Genomic DNA, 15,490 nt, shown 5'->3' with positions numbered 1-15,490 from the left:
GGGACGGCGGACGGGTTATTCCCCCGTCCGCCAACCGATAGATCCTGTTCGTCCATCACGCCGCCGCGTTGCGCGGGCGCGCGGGAGACTCGCCATGTCCTTGACCCTGCCAGACGCCGCGATCCTCGCGGTCGTATCCGACCCGCTATCGCACGGCCAGCTACGCGCCCGGTTCGCCGATCTCACTGAGACACCGGCAATCCTGAAGGCGTTCGACTTCGCACGTGATCGCATGTCACCGGTGCTGTTCAACCACGTCACCCGATCCTGGATATTCGCGGCCAAGATCGGCGCGCGGCGCAACGAACCGTTCGACGCCGAGATCGTCGCGGTGACCACCCTGCTCCACGACCTGGGCTTTACCGCGCACGGTAAGGGCCCGCACCGATTCGAGGTCAACGGCGCCAACGTCGCGCGCGCGTTCGTGCGCGACCTGGGATTCGATGATCGCCGCGCGCAGCTCGTATGGGATGGGATCGCGCTGCACGTCACCCACTCGATCAGCCTGTTCAAGGAGACCGAAGTCGCCTTGTCGTCGCGCGGCATCGGCGTGGATTTCGGGACCGCCGACTATGCCACGCTGGATCCGGCCGAGATCGCCGCGGTGATCGACGCGGTCCCGCGGCTCCACTTCAAGACCGAGTTCGCCAGTTGTGCAATCGCCATGGCGACGACCCAACCGGAATCGACCTACGACACCTTTATCCGCGACTTCGGCGACCGCTATCTCCCCGATTACCACGCACCGTCATGGGTGGATGCGATCGCCGCCGGCCCCTTTGCGGAATAGCCGCCCCGTCTCAGGGCTCTCGTTACGATCCGGACACGCGGGTCAGGCCGCTGAGGCGCGAAGCCGGCCGCGATCCACGTTTAGGACGCGCGCGTCTCCTTGGTCTCGGGCATAGCCACCACGTACAGCCCCAGCCCCAGCGCGGCGATCGTCGCGAGTGTCAGGAAGCTGGCGGTATAGCCCGCCCAGACGATGATCGCGCCCGCCAGGGTCGCCGACAGCGCCGCGCCGAGCCCCTGCGCGCTCGCCACCGCGCCCTGGCTGACGTTGAAGCGGCCGGTGCCCTTGGTCAGGTCGGCGATCACGACCGGGAACAGCGCGCCGAAGATTCCTGCGCCGACGCCGTCCATCGCCTGGACGCCGACCAGCCACCATGGATTGTCCGACACGGTGTAGAGCGCGCCGCGCGCGGCGAGAAATGCGAAGGCGACCAGGAACAGCGGCTTGGTCCCCCAGCGATCGGTGTTGCGACCGACCACGATCGAGACCGGTACCATCACCAGCTGTGCCGCGACGATGCATGCGGCGGTGAGCGAGGTCGCCTGATCCTTGCCGACGGTGCGCGCGAGCAGCTGGCTGACCGAGGTCAGCATCGCCGCGTTGGCAAGGTGGAACAGAAAAGCGGTCAGCGCAAAGATCATCAGCGGCTTGTTCTCGAGCAAGGCCTTCCACCCGCTCGGCTGCTCGCAATCCTCGTCACCCTCGTCGGGTTCGCAATCGAGCCCGCGCGCGACCGCGTTGTCGATATCCTCGTTCTTCAGGCGCGACGCGCTGATGATGCTGGCCACGGTCAACCCGCCCATCAGCCAGAACACGACGACCGGGCCGAACTTCCACGCTAGAACGCCAGCCAGCGCCGCCGACACCGCGTTGCCGGCGTGGTTGAACGCCTCGTTGCGGCCGACGCGCTTGGCGAACAGCTTGGGTCCGACCAGCCCGAGCGTGATCGCCGAGATCGCGGGGGCGAACACCGCGCCGGCGATCGCCGCGATCGACTGCGTGACGGCGACCGCGGTAAAGCCGCTGACGACCGGCAGCGAAATGCTGCTGAGCGTCACCAGCAGGGCGGCGATCATCACGATCCGCGGCTTGTTCTTGGCGCGGTCGATCAGGCTGCCGGCCGGCGTCTGCGAGATCAGCCCGACGATCCCGGCGATCGTCAGGATCGCACCGACGGTCGCCTCGTTCCAGCCATGCGCGGGCCCACGCACCGCGATCAGGTAGATCGCCAGATACGGCCCGAGACCATCGCGGACGTCGGCCAGGAAGAAGTTCAGCGCGTCGAGGGTCCGCGTGGGGACCTTGCCGGACTGCCCGCTTCCACTTGTGGTTTCGGGCGCCTTGTCCGCGGTAGTGGCCATCAAGAGTCCTTCGAAGTCGCTGTTCGTCGAGCGCTAAAGATCTGGCTGGCGGCAAAGTTTCCGATGCCTAAGAATATATACGATCTGCTTTTTTCCAATGATCTCTTAGGTTAAACCGAAACTGAACGAGCAGGTTCAGGTTCAAATCATGAAGAAAATGTCACGGAACGATGCCTTCATCGTTGCGCTTGGCTGCGAACGGCAGAAATGACTTGAAAGCAACTATAATGGAAGGATACCTGACCTGGATTCACTTTGGCGACCTGCATGTCGACGACGCCGATGGGTATGAAGGACTGTCGCGATTTCGCGCACTCGTGGCGACGGCGGAGGCGCATATGGGTCGGGGGCCTGAGGGCAGCGCCGTCGATTTCGCATTCCTGCCGGGCGACAATGCCAATCACGGGACGGACGACCAATATGCGCGGATCGCCGACGCAATGACCGGGCTGTCGCTTCCTTGGCATGTGCTGGCAGGCGATCATGATTTCGAACCCGGCGACCTGACCGCGATGCATGCGATCACGGCCAACTTGGCGCCCTATGCCGTCACGATGAACGGCTATCGCTGCCTATTCCTTGATATAGTCTCCGCCGGGGACGGCGGCCCCGACTTCCGGATCGACCCCGACCAGCGGCGGTGGATCGAACGCGAACTAAGCGCCGCGACCGCCGCCGGTCTGCGCAGCGTAGTCTTCATGCACGCCTATCCGGGTGATCTGCGCGACGATCCGGATGGGATTGCCGGGCTGTTCGCCGCGCACCGCGTCGCGTTCGTCGACACCGGCCACACGCATTACAACGAGCTGCTCAACGACGGCCGCGTCGTCTATGGCGCCACCCGTTCGACCGGCCAGATCGAAGAGGGCGCACCGGGATTCTCGGTCGTGACGCTCGACGACGGCGTGCCGAGTTGGCGGTTCCAGGCGATCGACGATCCTTGGCCCTTGGTGCAGATCACCGCGCCAGCCGATCGTCGCCTGATCACCGATCTGGATCATCTCGGCCAAGTTCCGAACGGGTCCTTCGTCGTTCGCGCCAAGATCTTCGGCCACCCTGCCCCGACCCAAGCCTTCGCCCGGCTCGACGATGGCGTCGCGGTCGCGATGACGCGCAACGAAGCGGGGCTGTGGGAGGCGACAATCGACGATGCCGCCGATGGTCTCCACCGGCTGACAGTCCGTAGCGATGGCGGCACAGACGTGATCGAGATTCTTGTCCGCGCGCCGCGGCCCGCCGACCGCCCCGGACCACCGCGTCTCAAGCGCAATCCGCCGACCGCGCTCGGCCGCGACGTCCACGCCATCGGCGCATGGCCCGAGCGCGGGATCGACGGTGCGCAGCGTGGCCCGAACAAGAACGGCCTCGACTGGTGATCCGCATGACAAGCGGACATGCTCCAGCCGCACGACCGATGGTTTCTAACGGGGTACCCCATACGTGACACACCCCGACATGGTGGCCCGGTACGCGATCTGGGCAATCTGCTTCATCGCGACGTTCGGCGTCATTACCCGGCCGTTCAAGCTTCCCGAAGCGGTGTGGGCCGTGACCGGCGCGGTCGTGCTCATCGTGTTCGGCCTGCTGCCGATCGGTGACGCGTGGACCGCGGTGCTGAAGGGCGGCGACGTCTATCTGTTCCTGATCGGCATGATGCTGCTGTCCGAGGTGGCGCGCGCGGAAGGGTTGTTCGACTGGGTCGCGGTGCACGCCGTGCGGATGGCGAAGGGGTCGACCAGCCGGCTGTTCGCGCTGGTGTTCGGCGTCGGCATCGTCGTCACGACGTTCCTGTCGAACGATGCGACCGCGGTCGTGCTCACGCCGGCGGTCTATGCCGCGGCGAAGAAGGCGAAGGCGGATCCGCTGCCGATGCTGTTCGCGTGCGCGCTGATCGCCAATGCGGCAAGCTTCGTGCTGCCGATCTCGAACCCCGCCAATCTCGTTCTGTACGGTGGCCAGATGCCGACGCTCGGCGCGTGGATGGCGTCGTTCGCGCTGCCGTCGGTAATGGCGATCGGCGTGACGTTCGCGATGTTGCGCTGGGTCGAGCGCGAGCGGCTGGGGGGCACGTACGAGACCGACGTAGAAACCACCACGCTACCACTTGGCGGACTGGTCGCGCTCGGCGGGATCGTCGCGACCGCGGTGCTGCTGATCGTCGCGTCGGCCCGCGGCTATGATCTCGGGCTGCCGACGTGCCTGGCGGGCATCGCGACCACCGCGGCGATCTGCATCGGTGGCCGCAAATCGCCGGTGACGACGCTGCGATCGGTGTCGTGGGCGGTGCTGCCGCTCGTCGCGGGGCTGTTCGTACTGGTCGAGGCGCTGGCGAGCACCGGCGTGATCGCGATGCTTGCGCGTTGGCTGGCGGCAGGTGCCGCCAATTCGCCTGCCGCAACGGCCGGGGTTGCCGGGACGATCCTGGCGTTCGGATCCAACCTGATGAACAACCTGCCCGCCGGACTGATCGCCAGCACCACTCTGGGCCAAGCGCACGTCCCGCAGATCGTCACCGACGGGTTGCTGATCGGCGTCGACATCGGGCCGAACCTGTCGATTACCGGTTCGCTGGCAACGATCCTGTGGCTCACCGCGATCCGTCGCGAAGGCGAGGATGTCGGCTTCTGGCGCTTCCTGAAGGTTGGCGCGGTGGTCATGCCACCGGCCTTGTTCGCCGCGCTGGGTGCGCGTCTGCTGATCGGCTGATCGCAGGCGTGAAACGACGCGGGCGTTGCCGCCCGCGTCGCGTATTATATCAGGCGCTCAGCTTGGCCGCAGTCTCGGCGATCCGCTTGCCCTGATAGCGGGCGCCATCGAGCTCTTCCTTGCTCGGCATGCGGCTGCCGTCGCCGTCCGAGATCGTCGTCGCACCGTAGGGCGAGCCGCCCTTGACCGTGTCGACGCCCATCTGCGCCTGGAAGCCGTAATCGAGCCCGACGATCGTCATGCCGTGATGGATCAGGTTGGTGATGATCGAGAACAACGTCGTTTCCTGCCCACCATGCTGGCTGGCGGTCGAGGTGAACGCGCCGCCGACCTTGCCGATCAGCGCGCCCGAGAACCACTGGCCACCGGTCGTGTCCCAGAACTGCGCCATCTGCGCGGGCATCCGGCCGAAGCGGGTCGGTGCGCCGACGATGATCGCGTCATACTGTTCTAGCGCGGCGGGGCCTTCGATCTCGGCATGCGCGGTGTCGGTCTTGAAGTGCGCGGCTTCGACTACCGACTGCGGCGCGGTTTCGGCGACGCGGCGGATATCGACCTCGGCACCACCGGCGCGCGCGCCCTCGGCGACGGCATCCGCCATCTGCTCGATATGGCCGTAGGACGAGTAATACAGCACGAGAACCTTGGTCATTGTCAGTCTCCTGGAAAGTCCGTCCCCCCAGCGGACGCTGGGGTCTTCATGAGGCGAGTGCGGCGGCCTGAACCGGGATACCCCAGCGTTCGCTGGGGTGACGGTTAGGTCGCCGCGCGAGTTTATTCCGAGTCGACCAGAACGATCTCGGCATCATCCTGTGCCGTGATCGTGACAGTCTGACCGCCCAGCAGCGCCGCACCGTCCCGTGCGCCGAACGCTTCGTCGCCGATCGTGATCGCGCCGGTCGCGGGCACCAGATACGCGTGCCGCCCCTCGCCGATCGCATAGTCGACCTTGTCGCCGGCCTTCAACGTCGCCGCCAGGACACGGGCATTCGCGCGGATCGGCAATGCATCGCCGTCGCCCTCGAACCCACTCGCGAGCGTCACGAACTGGCCCGAGCGTTCGCCCTTCGGGAACGGCTTGGCACCCCAGCTCGGCGAGCCGCCCTTGCGCGACGGCTCGATCCAGATCTGGAAGATCGTCGTCGTCTCGGGCTCGAGGTTATACTCGGCATGGCGAACACCAGTGCCCGCGCTCATCACCTGAACGTCACCCGCCTCGGTGCGGCCCTTGTTGCCGAGCGAATCCTGATGCGTGATCGCGCCGCTGCGGACATAGGTGATGATCTCCATGTCCTGGTGCGGATGCGGCGGGAAGCCCGAATTTGCGGCGATCTGGTCGTCGTTCCACACCCGGATCGCGCCCCAGCCCATCCGCGCGGGGTCATAGTAGCTGGCGAACGAGAAATGGTGGCGCGCATTCAGCCAGCCATGATCGGCATGGCCGAGGCTTTCGAAGGGGCGGCGGTCGATCTTGGTCATCGTCGTGGTCGTCATGAAATGTCTCCACTGGTTGCAGCCAAGATAAGCGCGGCGATAGGAACGTAAATAGAAACGCTGGAAACCGATCGTTTCGGTGCTAGCGTAGCGTCGGTCAGATCAACCACCCCGGCGGAGGCCGGGGCCCAATTGGAAAGGTCGAGATAACGGAGGACTGCGCTTCGTTATCGCCGTCTCCCAATTGGGCCCCGGCCTTCGCCGGGGTGGTACACTTATGATGTTTGCGGAGCCCTCCTTATGCGCCTGCCCGATCTCGAAGCCTGGGCGATCTTCGCCAGCGTCGTCGAGCATCGCTCGTTCAGCGCCGCCGCCGATGCGATCGGGCTGAGCAAGGCGACCGTGTCGAAGGCGATCACCCGGCTGGAGGCGCATCTCGGCCAGTCGCTGTTCCACCGCACCTCGCGCAGGCTCGCGCTGACCGAGGCCGGCAAGCCGCTCGCCGAGCACGCCGCTCGCATCCTCGCCGAAGCGCGGCTTGCGGAGGAATCCGCCAACGATGCGGCCAGCGCGCCGACCGGCCGCGTCCGCCTCGCCGCGCCGATGAGCTTCGGCATCACCAACGTCGCGCCCTTGCTCGCCGAATTCCTCGCCGCGCATCCGAGGATCGAGGTCGACCTGCATCTGTCGGACGCGCGCGTCGACATCGTCGCCGAAGGGTTCGACGTCGCGCTCCGCATCGCCGAACTGCCCGACAGTTCGCTCCGCGCGCGCAGGCTGTGCACGATCCAGGCGCATCTCGTCGCAGCGCCGCGCTATCTCGAAGCCCATGGTACGCCGACACATCCCGCGCAACTCGGCGAACACAAGCTGTTCGGCTATTCCAACGTCGTCGGACCCTGGCGCTTTCAGGGCCCAGGCGGCGCGGAGGTTTCGGTGCGCGCGCACGGGCCGTTGACCGCCAACAGCGGCGAGGCGATCATACCGGCGTTGGTCGCAGGGCTGGGCATCGCGCGACTTCCCGATTTCATCATCGACGCGTATCTCGCCACGGGCGCGCTCACAACGATCCTGTGCGACTGGGCGCCTGCCCCGATCGGGTTACATCTTCTGACCCCGCCCAGTCCGCTCCGCCCAGCCCGTGTCGAAGCGCTGATAGAGTTCCTGACGCGGCGACTGCGCGACCCGCTCTGAACGCACAGCATGCGCGGCTGCGATTCAGCGGCGCGACTCGTCCCGGCCCCGGCTCGCCCTGACGCGGCCCAGAGCTCACTCCGGGTCAGATCGGCATCCTTATGCTGTGACGTGCCGTTCCTGGCGTCGCTTCAAATCGACGTCGGCGCCGAGCGTCGATATGCGCGCAACCGCCAGCGATCGAGATTTTCCTTGTCCACCATCGTTACCGCCGCCGACTATGAGCGGCTGGCCGACGCGGAGCTCAATGCCGCCGCGACTGCCGAGACCCTCTCCCAACGTCGGGCGCATCTTGATCAGGCATCGGTCTACGCGACGCTCAGCGAAACGACTCGCCATGACGTCGACCGACAGACGGCACGCGGTTGATGAAATAATTGCCGATGTCGCGGCACGTTTCGCGTCACCGTGCGGGCTCGCCTGGAATTGTTCGGCAACCTCACTGCAGTGCCGATCCGCCGGGCGGCTACATTTCCCCTGCACCAAAGTGCGCTTCGATTTGGCCCGCCACCGTACAGGGCCGCGAGCCTTAGTTCGAAATTAACCTTTTGCCTTCAGATGTTGTGTGGTTAATAAATCGAAGTCGAGCTGCTGACATGGGGTGTCGGGCGGTCTCGCGAAAAGGGGACGACGCATGCGGGTGCTGCTGATCGAGGACGAGCCGACCACGGCGAAGGCTATCGAGCTGATGCTGACGACCGAAGGGTTCAATGTCTACATCACCGATCTCGGGGAAGAAGGCCTCGATCTGGGCAAGCTGTATGATTACGACATCATCCTGCTCGACCTCAACCTGCCCGACATGCACGGCTATGACGTGCTCAAGCGCCTGCGAGTCGCGCGCGTGTCGACGCCGGTGCTGATCCTGTCGGGCGTCAACGAGATGGACTCGAAGGTGCGCAGCTTCGGTTTCGGCGCCGACGATTACGTCACCAAGCCGTTCCACCGCGAGGAACTGGTCGCGCGTATCCACGCCGTCGTACGCCGTTCGAAGGGGCACAGCCAGTCGGTCATCCGCACCGGCAAGCTGGCGGTCAACCTCGACGCGAAGACGGTCGAAGTCGATGGCAGCCGTGTCCATTTGACCGGCAAGGAATATGCGATGCTGGAGCTGCTCTCGCTCCGCAAGGGCACCACCTTGACCAAGGAAATGTTCCTCAACCATCTTTATGGCGGGATGGACGAGCCCGAACTGAAGATCATCGACGTGTTCATCTGCAAGCTGCGCAAGAAGCTCAGCCTGGCGTGCGATGGCGAGAATTACATCGAGACCGTCTGGGGTCGCGGCTATGTGCTGCGCGAACCTGACGAGGTGCTCGAAGCACAGGTCGCGTAACTCCCCAGTTTTCGGGAGCGCTAGAGGCCGCGGTACCGGGGGGTGCCGCGGCCTTTTGCGTGTTTGGGGGGGGCGGACTCCAAACTTATCCTCCCCCGCCAGGGGGGGTGGCTGGCCCTTGCCAGACGGAGGGGGAGGACACGGAACAGGGGTTGCGCAGGCCTCCCCCTCCGTCACCTTCGGTGCCACCTCCCCCTTGCGGGGGAGGATTAGGCGCTGCCCTACTTCTTCCGCCGCAACCGCCGGAACAGCCCGCGCTTGCTGAGCGATTCGAACATCTCCTCCGGCCCCTCGGGATCGAGCACCTCGTTGTCGGCGAGCCACTCCTCGACCGACGACAGATCGGGCACCTCATAGGGCCGCACCGTCTTGCCCTCGCCGCGCAGCCGCTCGATCGTTTCGATCAGCGAGCCCGTCTCGGCGATCAGATCGGTCACCACCGATACCTCCACACCGAGATGTTCCGCGATCAGCCCATCGCGAATCGCCGCAATGCCCCGCGACGTCGCTTCGTCGCTGGCGCGGATCGCGAGGTCGCACTCGGTATCGAGCCGCAGCGAGCGGTTGTTCATGTTCGACGAGCCGAGCCGGAACACGTCCTCGTCGGCAATCAGGATCTTGGCATGGCAATAGATCGCCTCGCCCCCCGCGGTGTACGGATGATACATCCGCAGCCGGTTATAGGTATCACGCCGGTGCAGCGCCTCCATCAGCCGCGCGCGTGCGGTATCCATCGCGATCGGTTCGAGCCAGCCTTGCGCGGTGGTCGGGTTGATGATGACGATCTCGGGGCCGTTGGCTTCGCCGAGCCGCTTGGCGACCGCCTCGGCAATCTTCCGCGACGCGAAATACTGGCTCTCGATGTACAGATGCCGCTTTACGCGGGCGATCTGGCCAAGGAACAGCGCCTCGCTTTCGTAGACCGGCTCCTGGTCGGACATTTCGGGTTCGCTGCGCGCGATCGCGACGTCGACGTCGTGGAAATCGACCTCTAGCCCCTCGGGCCAGCTCTTCCCGCCTGGCTTGCCTGCCGCCATCTTCATCCCGCCCGCAAGATGCCAACGGCGACGGAACAGCTCGCCCAGCGCATGCGCGATCGGGCCCTGCACCGCGCTGATCGCGTCGTGCCACGGCTTGTATGGCTTGCCGGAAGGCTGGACGCGGTGCGGCTCGTCGTCGCGGTGATCGCGCGTGTCCCAGCGGTCGCCGGTCATGTCGATCCCGCCGCAGAACGCCAGCGCATCGTCGATGATGACGATCTTCTGATGATGCGACGCCGCTGTCGGATGATGCCCATCGAGCTTGGTATGGATGCGCGGATGCTTCATCCACTTCATCATCGTGAAGATCGTCGAACCGCGGAACAGCGACTTGATCGCGCCGGTATCCCAGCGCAGCACGAACACTTCGAGCTCAGGCTCGCGCTCGACCAGCCACAGCATGAATTCACCGAGCTTCTTGGGTTCGCCGGGCCGCGCAACACCGGGTTCGAGCTCGATGCGGGCGTCGAAATCCCAGCCGATCAACAGGATACGGCGCTTGGCCCCAATCATGGCGACGCGCGCGGTGCGGAAATACTTCTCCGCATCGACGATGACCGCCATCTGTTCGGCGCGTTCGACCCGCCAGCATTCCGTCCCGACCTGCATTCGCGTCCCTTCGTTTGCCCGTCGGCAGTACCCGCGGCCGCGCGATTGGTTGCGGATGCACCCTGTATCGCCGCCCCTCACGCGCCTATCTAACGCGCTGATGCTTCCTCCTACCCAGCCTCCCGCACAGCGCAAGGTGATCCATGTCGACATGGATGCCTTCTATGCGTCGGTCGAGCAGCGCGACGATCCCTCGCTGAAGGGCAGACCGGTGGCGGTCGGTGGATCGCGTGCGCGCGGCGTGGTCGCGGCGGCAAGCTACGAAGCGCGTGCATTCGGCGTGCGCAGCGCGATGCCCTCCGTAACCGCGATCCGGCGCTGCCCCGACCTGGTGTTCGTGCCGCCGCGGTTCGACGTGTACCGCGGCGTCTCCGACCAGATCCGCGCGATCTTCGCCGACTACACCGCGCTGGTCGAACCGCTGTCGCTCGACGAAGCGTATCTCGATGTGACCGAGGATATCCGCGGCCTCGGCACCGCAGCGGCGATCGCGGAGGAAATCCGCGCCCGGATCAAGGCGGATACCGGCCTCACCGCGTCGGCCGGGGTGAGCTACAACAAGTTCATCGCCAAGCTCGCCTCGGACCAGAACAAGCCCGACGGGATGTGCATCATCACCCCCAAACGCGGCGCTGCGTTCGTCCAGTCGCTGCCGGTCAAGCGGTTCCACGGCGTCGGACCGGTGACCGCGCAGAAGATGGAGCGGCTGGGGATCCTCACCGGCGCCGACCTGTTCGCGCAGAGCCTCACGTTCCTCCAGGCGCATTTCGGAAGTTATGCGGACTATCTCTACGGAGCGGCACGCGGCATCGATCATCGCCCGGTGCGGGTCGATCGGGCGGCCAAGTCGGTTGGGGCGGAGCGCACGTTCGAGACCAACCTGACCACCGCGGAAGACCTCCGCGCGGCGCTTCACCGCGTGGCGGATGCGGCGTGGGTGCGGATCGAACGACACGGGACGCGGGGGCGCACGATCACGCTAAAACTCCGCCACGCCGATTTCCGCACCATTACGCGCGCCCGGTCGTCGCAGGCTGCGGTCACCGACAAGGCGGCGTTCCTGGCGGCGGGACTCGAACTGCTGATGGCGCAGCTGCCGGTACCCGACGGCGTGCGGCTGCTCGGCCTGACGCTGTCCGGAATCATGGGCGACGACGACGAGGTGCAACCAAGCCTGTTGTGACCTGTTCGGGCCGGAACGCGCTACGCCGCGTTGGAGATCGCTGCATCGGCCGCATCCAGCGTCAGCAGCGCGACAGCGCCAAGCCCTGGCCCGTCGCTTTCCAACCGCAGCGTTCCCTTCATCGCAGCCATCGAATTCGCGCACCAGTGTAGCCCGAGCCCACCCGACTTGTGCGCGCGCGTCGAGAAGCCGCGTTGAAACAGCATCGCCCCGGCTTCGGGTGAAAAGCCTTCGCCGTCGTCGCGGATCGCCACGGTGACTCGGCCCTCCGTTTCGGTGATGGTCGCCACGATCGATCCGCTGCCCGTGCCGCGCGCGACGATCGATTCGACCGCGTTGCCGAAGATGTTGCCGATCACCTGACTGAGGATGACCCGGCTCGCCATTACCGGGCTCGGGCCCGCGGGAAAGCTGAACGCGATCGAGGTGTCCAGCGAATAGCGCGCGATCGTTGCATTTCGGGCGATGATGTCGCTGACGTCGCACACCTCCAGCGCGGGGCGTTCATGCGCGGCGCGTTGTTGCTGGCCGATGATTTCCAGAACATCCGCCATCGCCTCGCGGCCAATCGCCAGTTCGCGGCGCATGGTCTCGCGATCGGTGGTTTCGGCGTCGATCGCGGCCGCGACGAACATGCTGAGTTTGCGGCGACGTGCATCGGGTATGTCGCCGCGCGCGAGTTCGGCGATCGCACGATCGATCGTCGTCCGGTCGACCGCGGCGGACTGCGTAATCCCCTGGCTGAGGATCGTGCTGATCGGATTCAACGCGTTGCGGACGTTGTGCATGACCGCGACCGCGCTTTCGCTCCGTCCCAGGTCGAACGACTGGACTTCGATCTGCTCGCGCAGGTCCTTCAGCTGACGCAGCATCGCATTGAAGCTCCTGCCGAGCGAACCGACCTCGTCGCGCCGGCCGTCCTCTTCCAGCAGCGCCAGCGAACCCGATGCCCGCACCCGCTGCATGTGGCTTTCGACACGGTGCAGCGGGCGCAGCACGAGCCGCTCGATCATCCGCCGGAGCATCACCAGTACCAGCAAGAGCAACATGGTCGAGCCGACAACCGCGAGCAGCAGCATGCGCCGCCCCAACAGCGAGACATCGCGGGGGACGCTGAACCGCGCGCTGGCGACGGCATGACCATCGGCCCCGATCATTGGCACCGCAATCGTCAGCTTCGTGGGGCCGGCGGCAATGGCGACGGCATTGCCGGGCGCTGTGGTGTCGATCTGCGCGCGGGCCCGCAGTACCCTGGACGCTTGCTCGGTCGTCATCACGTGCGCCATCAGGACATAGCCGCGCGGAGTGCCGCTACCGTCCGAACGACGGACGCGGGCAACGCCGATCGCTGCCACCGAGTCGCCGATACGGGCATAGAACCGTCCCGAGCTGCGCCGGCCAAGCACCGTGGCAAGATCGGTTCGCGCGATCATCGTCGTCAGTTGCTGACGCCGGATGTTCGCCTGCATGCTACCAGCCGCATCGCGCCAGCGGGCGATCACGACGCTATTGGCGGGGCTGACATAGGCCATGCCGTCGACACCGATCTCGTACATCGCCTGCGGTAAAAGGCTTTCGCGATCGAAACCGGCGCGTGGGTCGGCCATGTAGGCATAGCTGCCGTTCCAGTCGCCATAGTCGCGCACCGCATTTTCGACGTTGGCGGCATAGTCCGATACAGCGGCGCGCGCCCGCGCGACCTGCGCGGCGGTCGCCTTGTCTTCGAGCTGGGTAAAGCTGGGCGTGATGATGCTGGCGAGCAGCAGCGTGATCGCGATCGTCGCGACCAGCCCGACCGCGGTCATGATCATCACCAGCTTGGCACCGAGCGACGAGCGTGTCCGCGTGCGTCCGAACTGCCGGCCCAGAACAGGCGGCAGCCGGCCCATCGCGGCAGACGGCATTAGCCGCGTATCCCGAACGTCTGGCGAATCTTGTGGTCGTCGTTGGACACGTCGTCGCTACCGTCGACCGTGCCGGTCAGCGCCATCTCGAGCGCGCGATCGGCGGTGACCGGGCGCGAGAAGAAATACCCCTGCATATGGCTCGCGCCGGCGAGGCGAAGCGCCTGGACCTGCGCCTCGGTCTCGACGCCTTCCGCGATGACGCCGAGGCCGAGGGCGCGGCCGAGATGGATGATCGAATGGACGATCGCCGCGCTTTCGCGTTCGCGGCCCATGCCATCGATGAACGACTTGTCGATCTTGAGGCAGTCGAGCGCGAACTTGCGGATATTGTAGAGGCTCGAATAGCCCGTGCCGAAATCGTCGAGCGCGATCCGGAAGCCCATTTGCCGCAGTTTGTAGAGCGTTTCGGCGGCGCGCTCCGCATCGTCGAAGATCGCGGTTTCGGTGATCTCGATCTGCAGCCGCGCCGGCGCGATGCCAGCGCGCTGAACGCTCTTCATGATGTGCCCGACGAAATTGTGGCGACGAAACTGGCGCGGGGAAAAGTTCACCGAGACATATTGGCCAGGCCATTGCTTCAGCACGTCGAGCGCCTCGCCCAGCACCCAGTCACCAAGTTCGTGGATGAGGTTCGATTCCTCCGCGATCGGAATGAAGATCGCCGGGCTCATCAGTCCATATTCCTGTGTATTCCACCGGACCAGCGCCTCGAACCCGACCACCTCGATCGCATCGCGGGAGACGATCGGCTGATAGACCAGGCTGAGTTCGCCCCTTTCGATGGCCTGGCCGAGACCGGATTCGACGCGACGGCGAAAACGGATGCCTTCGTCCATGCTCTCGTCGAACAGCCGGACGATGCCGCGCCCGCCGCGCTTCGCGTCGTTGAGGGCAAGGTCGGAACGGCGGATCACGTCGATCGGATCGCCGCCCTGCCCGCCCGCGGTCACGACCAGTCCGGCGGAGGCCCCACCCTGCACCGAATTGCCGAACACCTGCAGACTGACCGAGCACGCGCTGACGATCAGTTCGCAGGCCATCACCGCCGCCGCCTCGCCCGGCGTCTCGAACAGGATCCCGAACTCGTCGCCGCCGAGCCGCGCGACGATCGCTCCCTCGGGCGCAGCCTGATTGAGAATCGCACAGATTTCGCGGATCAGCGCATCGCCGGCGAGATGTCCGAGCGTGTCGTTGACCAGCTTGAAACGATCGAGATCGATCATCACGGTGGCGAACAGCCCTTCGTCGCGCGTCCGTGCCGCCAGCGCCCGCAAAAAGGCGAGCCGGTTGGGTGCGTCGGTCAGCGAATCGTGCGTCGCCATGTGCAGCGCGCGACTCTCGTTCGCCGCCAGTTCGGCACCCTGTTCCTCGAGTTGCACGACCTGTGCCGCGAGCAGGTCGCGCGCCGTCGCCAGATCACGATCGTTCCGCCAGCGCTGCGCGAGCGCGGTCGCGGTCTGCAAAATCTCGGCAACCTCGAATGGCTTGGCGATGTAGAAGATCTTGTCGGCGGGGCCGGCGACCTTGCTGATCTCGATCGGCGAGAAATCCGAATAGCCGGTGACGATGACGATGTTGATGTCCGGATCGAGCGCGCGGATGCGTTTCGCGGTTTCGCGGCCATCGATTCCCGGCGGCATCCGCACGTCGATGAACGCAACCGCGAACGGCTCATCGTCGACCACCGCCCGCTCGATCGCGGCGACCGCGTCGAGCCCCTGGTCGCAATAGGTCAGTACGAACGGGGGCGCATCGTCGGTCGCATCGACGCCGTCGTCGCCGAACAGCTCGACCGCCATCGCGTCCAAGGCGGACCCGGTACGCGATCGTGGCCCGGCGAAACTACGCCGGTAGCTGTCGTGCATCGGCGGCTCGTCGTCCACGATCAGAATGCGCATCGGAAACCGCTCCTCGTGAGACACGACCGTCG

Annotated in this window: 13 protein-coding genes; 7 read left to right on the top strand and 6 right to left on the bottom strand. The window is 65.7% G+C overall.

All coding sequences use genetic code 11. The features are described 5' to 3' along the window. The first annotated feature begins 94 nt into the window (after nucleotides 1-94). A complete protein-coding gene (locus tag C8J46_RS09230; RefSeq protein ID WP_132737826.1) occupies nucleotides 95-790 on the top strand; it encodes an HD domain-containing protein in 696 nt (231 codons plus the stop codon). Between the two features lie 80 nt (nucleotides 791-870). On the opposite strand, the gene C8J46_RS09225 is transcribed toward C8J46_RS09230, so the two are convergent. After that, complete coding sequence (locus tag C8J46_RS09225; protein WP_132737823.1) at nucleotides 871-2,151, bottom strand: MFS transporter; 1,281 nt, start codon at nucleotides 2,149-2,151, stop codon at nucleotides 871-873. Nucleotides 2,152-2,378: 227 nt separating this feature from the next. Here C8J46_RS09225 and C8J46_RS09220 point away from each other — a divergent pair, with 227 nt between their 5' ends. Both C8J46_RS09220 and C8J46_RS09215 read left to right on the top strand, forming a co-directional pair. Further along, nucleotides 2,379-3,527 carry a metallophosphoesterase gene (locus C8J46_RS09220; RefSeq protein WP_132737820.1) on the top strand — a complete coding sequence of 383 codons (1,149 nt, stop codon included), beginning with the start codon at nucleotides 2,379-2,381 and terminating at the stop codon, nucleotides 3,525-3,527. A 79-nt stretch (nucleotides 3,528-3,606) separates the two neighbouring features. Then, complete coding sequence (locus tag C8J46_RS09215; protein ID WP_132738285.1) at nucleotides 3,607-4,857, top strand: arsenic transporter; 1,251 nt, start codon at nucleotides 3,607-3,609, stop codon at nucleotides 4,855-4,857. 49 nt (nucleotides 4,858-4,906) lie between these two features. Here the strand turns inward: C8J46_RS09215 and wrbA are convergent, their stop codons facing one another. Together wrbA and C8J46_RS09205 are read right to left on the bottom strand one after the other, a co-directional pair. Continuing rightward, nucleotides 4,907-5,509, bottom strand: coding sequence for an NAD(P)H:quinone oxidoreductase (gene wrbA, locus C8J46_RS09210; protein ID WP_132737817.1), 603 nt, complete (start codon nucleotides 5,507-5,509; stop codon nucleotides 4,907-4,909). Nucleotides 5,510-5,631: 122 nt separating this feature from the next. Continuing rightward, nucleotides 5,632-6,351: a pirin family protein gene (locus C8J46_RS09205; RefSeq protein ID WP_132737814.1), complete on the bottom strand. Its 720-nt coding sequence runs from the start codon at nucleotides 6,349-6,351 to the stop codon at nucleotides 5,632-5,634. A 240-nt stretch (nucleotides 6,352-6,591) separates the two neighbouring features. On the opposite strand from C8J46_RS09205, the gene C8J46_RS09200 reads away from it, so the two are divergent. From C8J46_RS09200 to C8J46_RS09190, 3 genes are all read left to right on the top strand, one after another. Then, nucleotides 6,592-7,485, top strand: a complete 894-nt coding sequence (locus C8J46_RS09200; RefSeq protein ID WP_132737811.1) for a LysR family transcriptional regulator — start codon at nucleotides 6,592-6,594, stop codon at nucleotides 7,483-7,485. Nucleotides 7,486-7,596: 111 nt separating this feature from the next. Then, entirely contained in the window at nucleotides 7,597-7,854 is a 258-nt protein-coding gene (locus C8J46_RS09195; RefSeq protein WP_132737808.1) for a hypothetical protein, read from the top strand. 265 nt (nucleotides 7,855-8,119) lie between these two features. Next, nucleotides 8,120-8,821 carry a response regulator transcription factor CtrA gene (locus C8J46_RS09190; RefSeq protein ID WP_055872989.1) on the top strand — a complete coding sequence of 234 codons (702 nt, stop codon included), beginning with the start codon at nucleotides 8,120-8,122 and terminating at the stop codon, nucleotides 8,819-8,821. 221 nt (nucleotides 8,822-9,042) lie between these two features. On the opposite strand, the gene C8J46_RS09185 is transcribed toward C8J46_RS09190, so the two are convergent. Continuing rightward, entirely contained in the window at nucleotides 9,043-10,470 is a 1,428-nt protein-coding gene (locus tag C8J46_RS09185; protein WP_132737805.1) for a phospholipase D-like domain-containing protein, read from the bottom strand. A 100-nt stretch (nucleotides 10,471-10,570) separates the two neighbouring features. On the opposite strand from C8J46_RS09185, the gene dinB reads away from it, so the two are divergent. Then, complete coding sequence (gene dinB, locus C8J46_RS09180) at nucleotides 10,571-11,653, top strand: DNA polymerase IV (protein ID WP_132737802.1); 1,083 nt, start codon at nucleotides 10,571-10,573, stop codon at nucleotides 11,651-11,653. A 20-nt stretch (nucleotides 11,654-11,673) separates the two neighbouring features. Here the strand turns inward: dinB and C8J46_RS09175 are convergent, their stop codons facing one another. Next, nucleotides 11,674-13,557: a CHASE4 domain-containing protein gene (locus C8J46_RS09175; RefSeq protein ID WP_243643295.1), complete on the bottom strand. Its 1,884-nt coding sequence runs from the start codon at nucleotides 13,555-13,557 to the stop codon at nucleotides 11,674-11,676. Further along, complete coding sequence (locus C8J46_RS09170; protein WP_132737799.1) at nucleotides 13,557-15,458, bottom strand: GGDEF and EAL domain-containing protein; 1,902 nt, start codon at nucleotides 15,456-15,458, stop codon at nucleotides 13,557-13,559. Before C8J46_RS09170 ends, C8J46_RS09175 begins: the two co-directional genes overlap by 1 nt. Between the last annotated feature and the right edge of the window lie 32 nt (nucleotides 15,459-15,490).

Source organism: Sphingomonas sp. PP-F2F-A104-K0414, assembly GCF_004340945.1.
Taxonomy (GTDB): domain Bacteria; phylum Pseudomonadota; class Alphaproteobacteria; order Sphingomonadales; family Sphingomonadaceae; genus Sphingomonas.
Note: the sequence above shows the minus strand (reverse complement) of the source record. Positions and strands in the feature narration are given on the sequence as shown.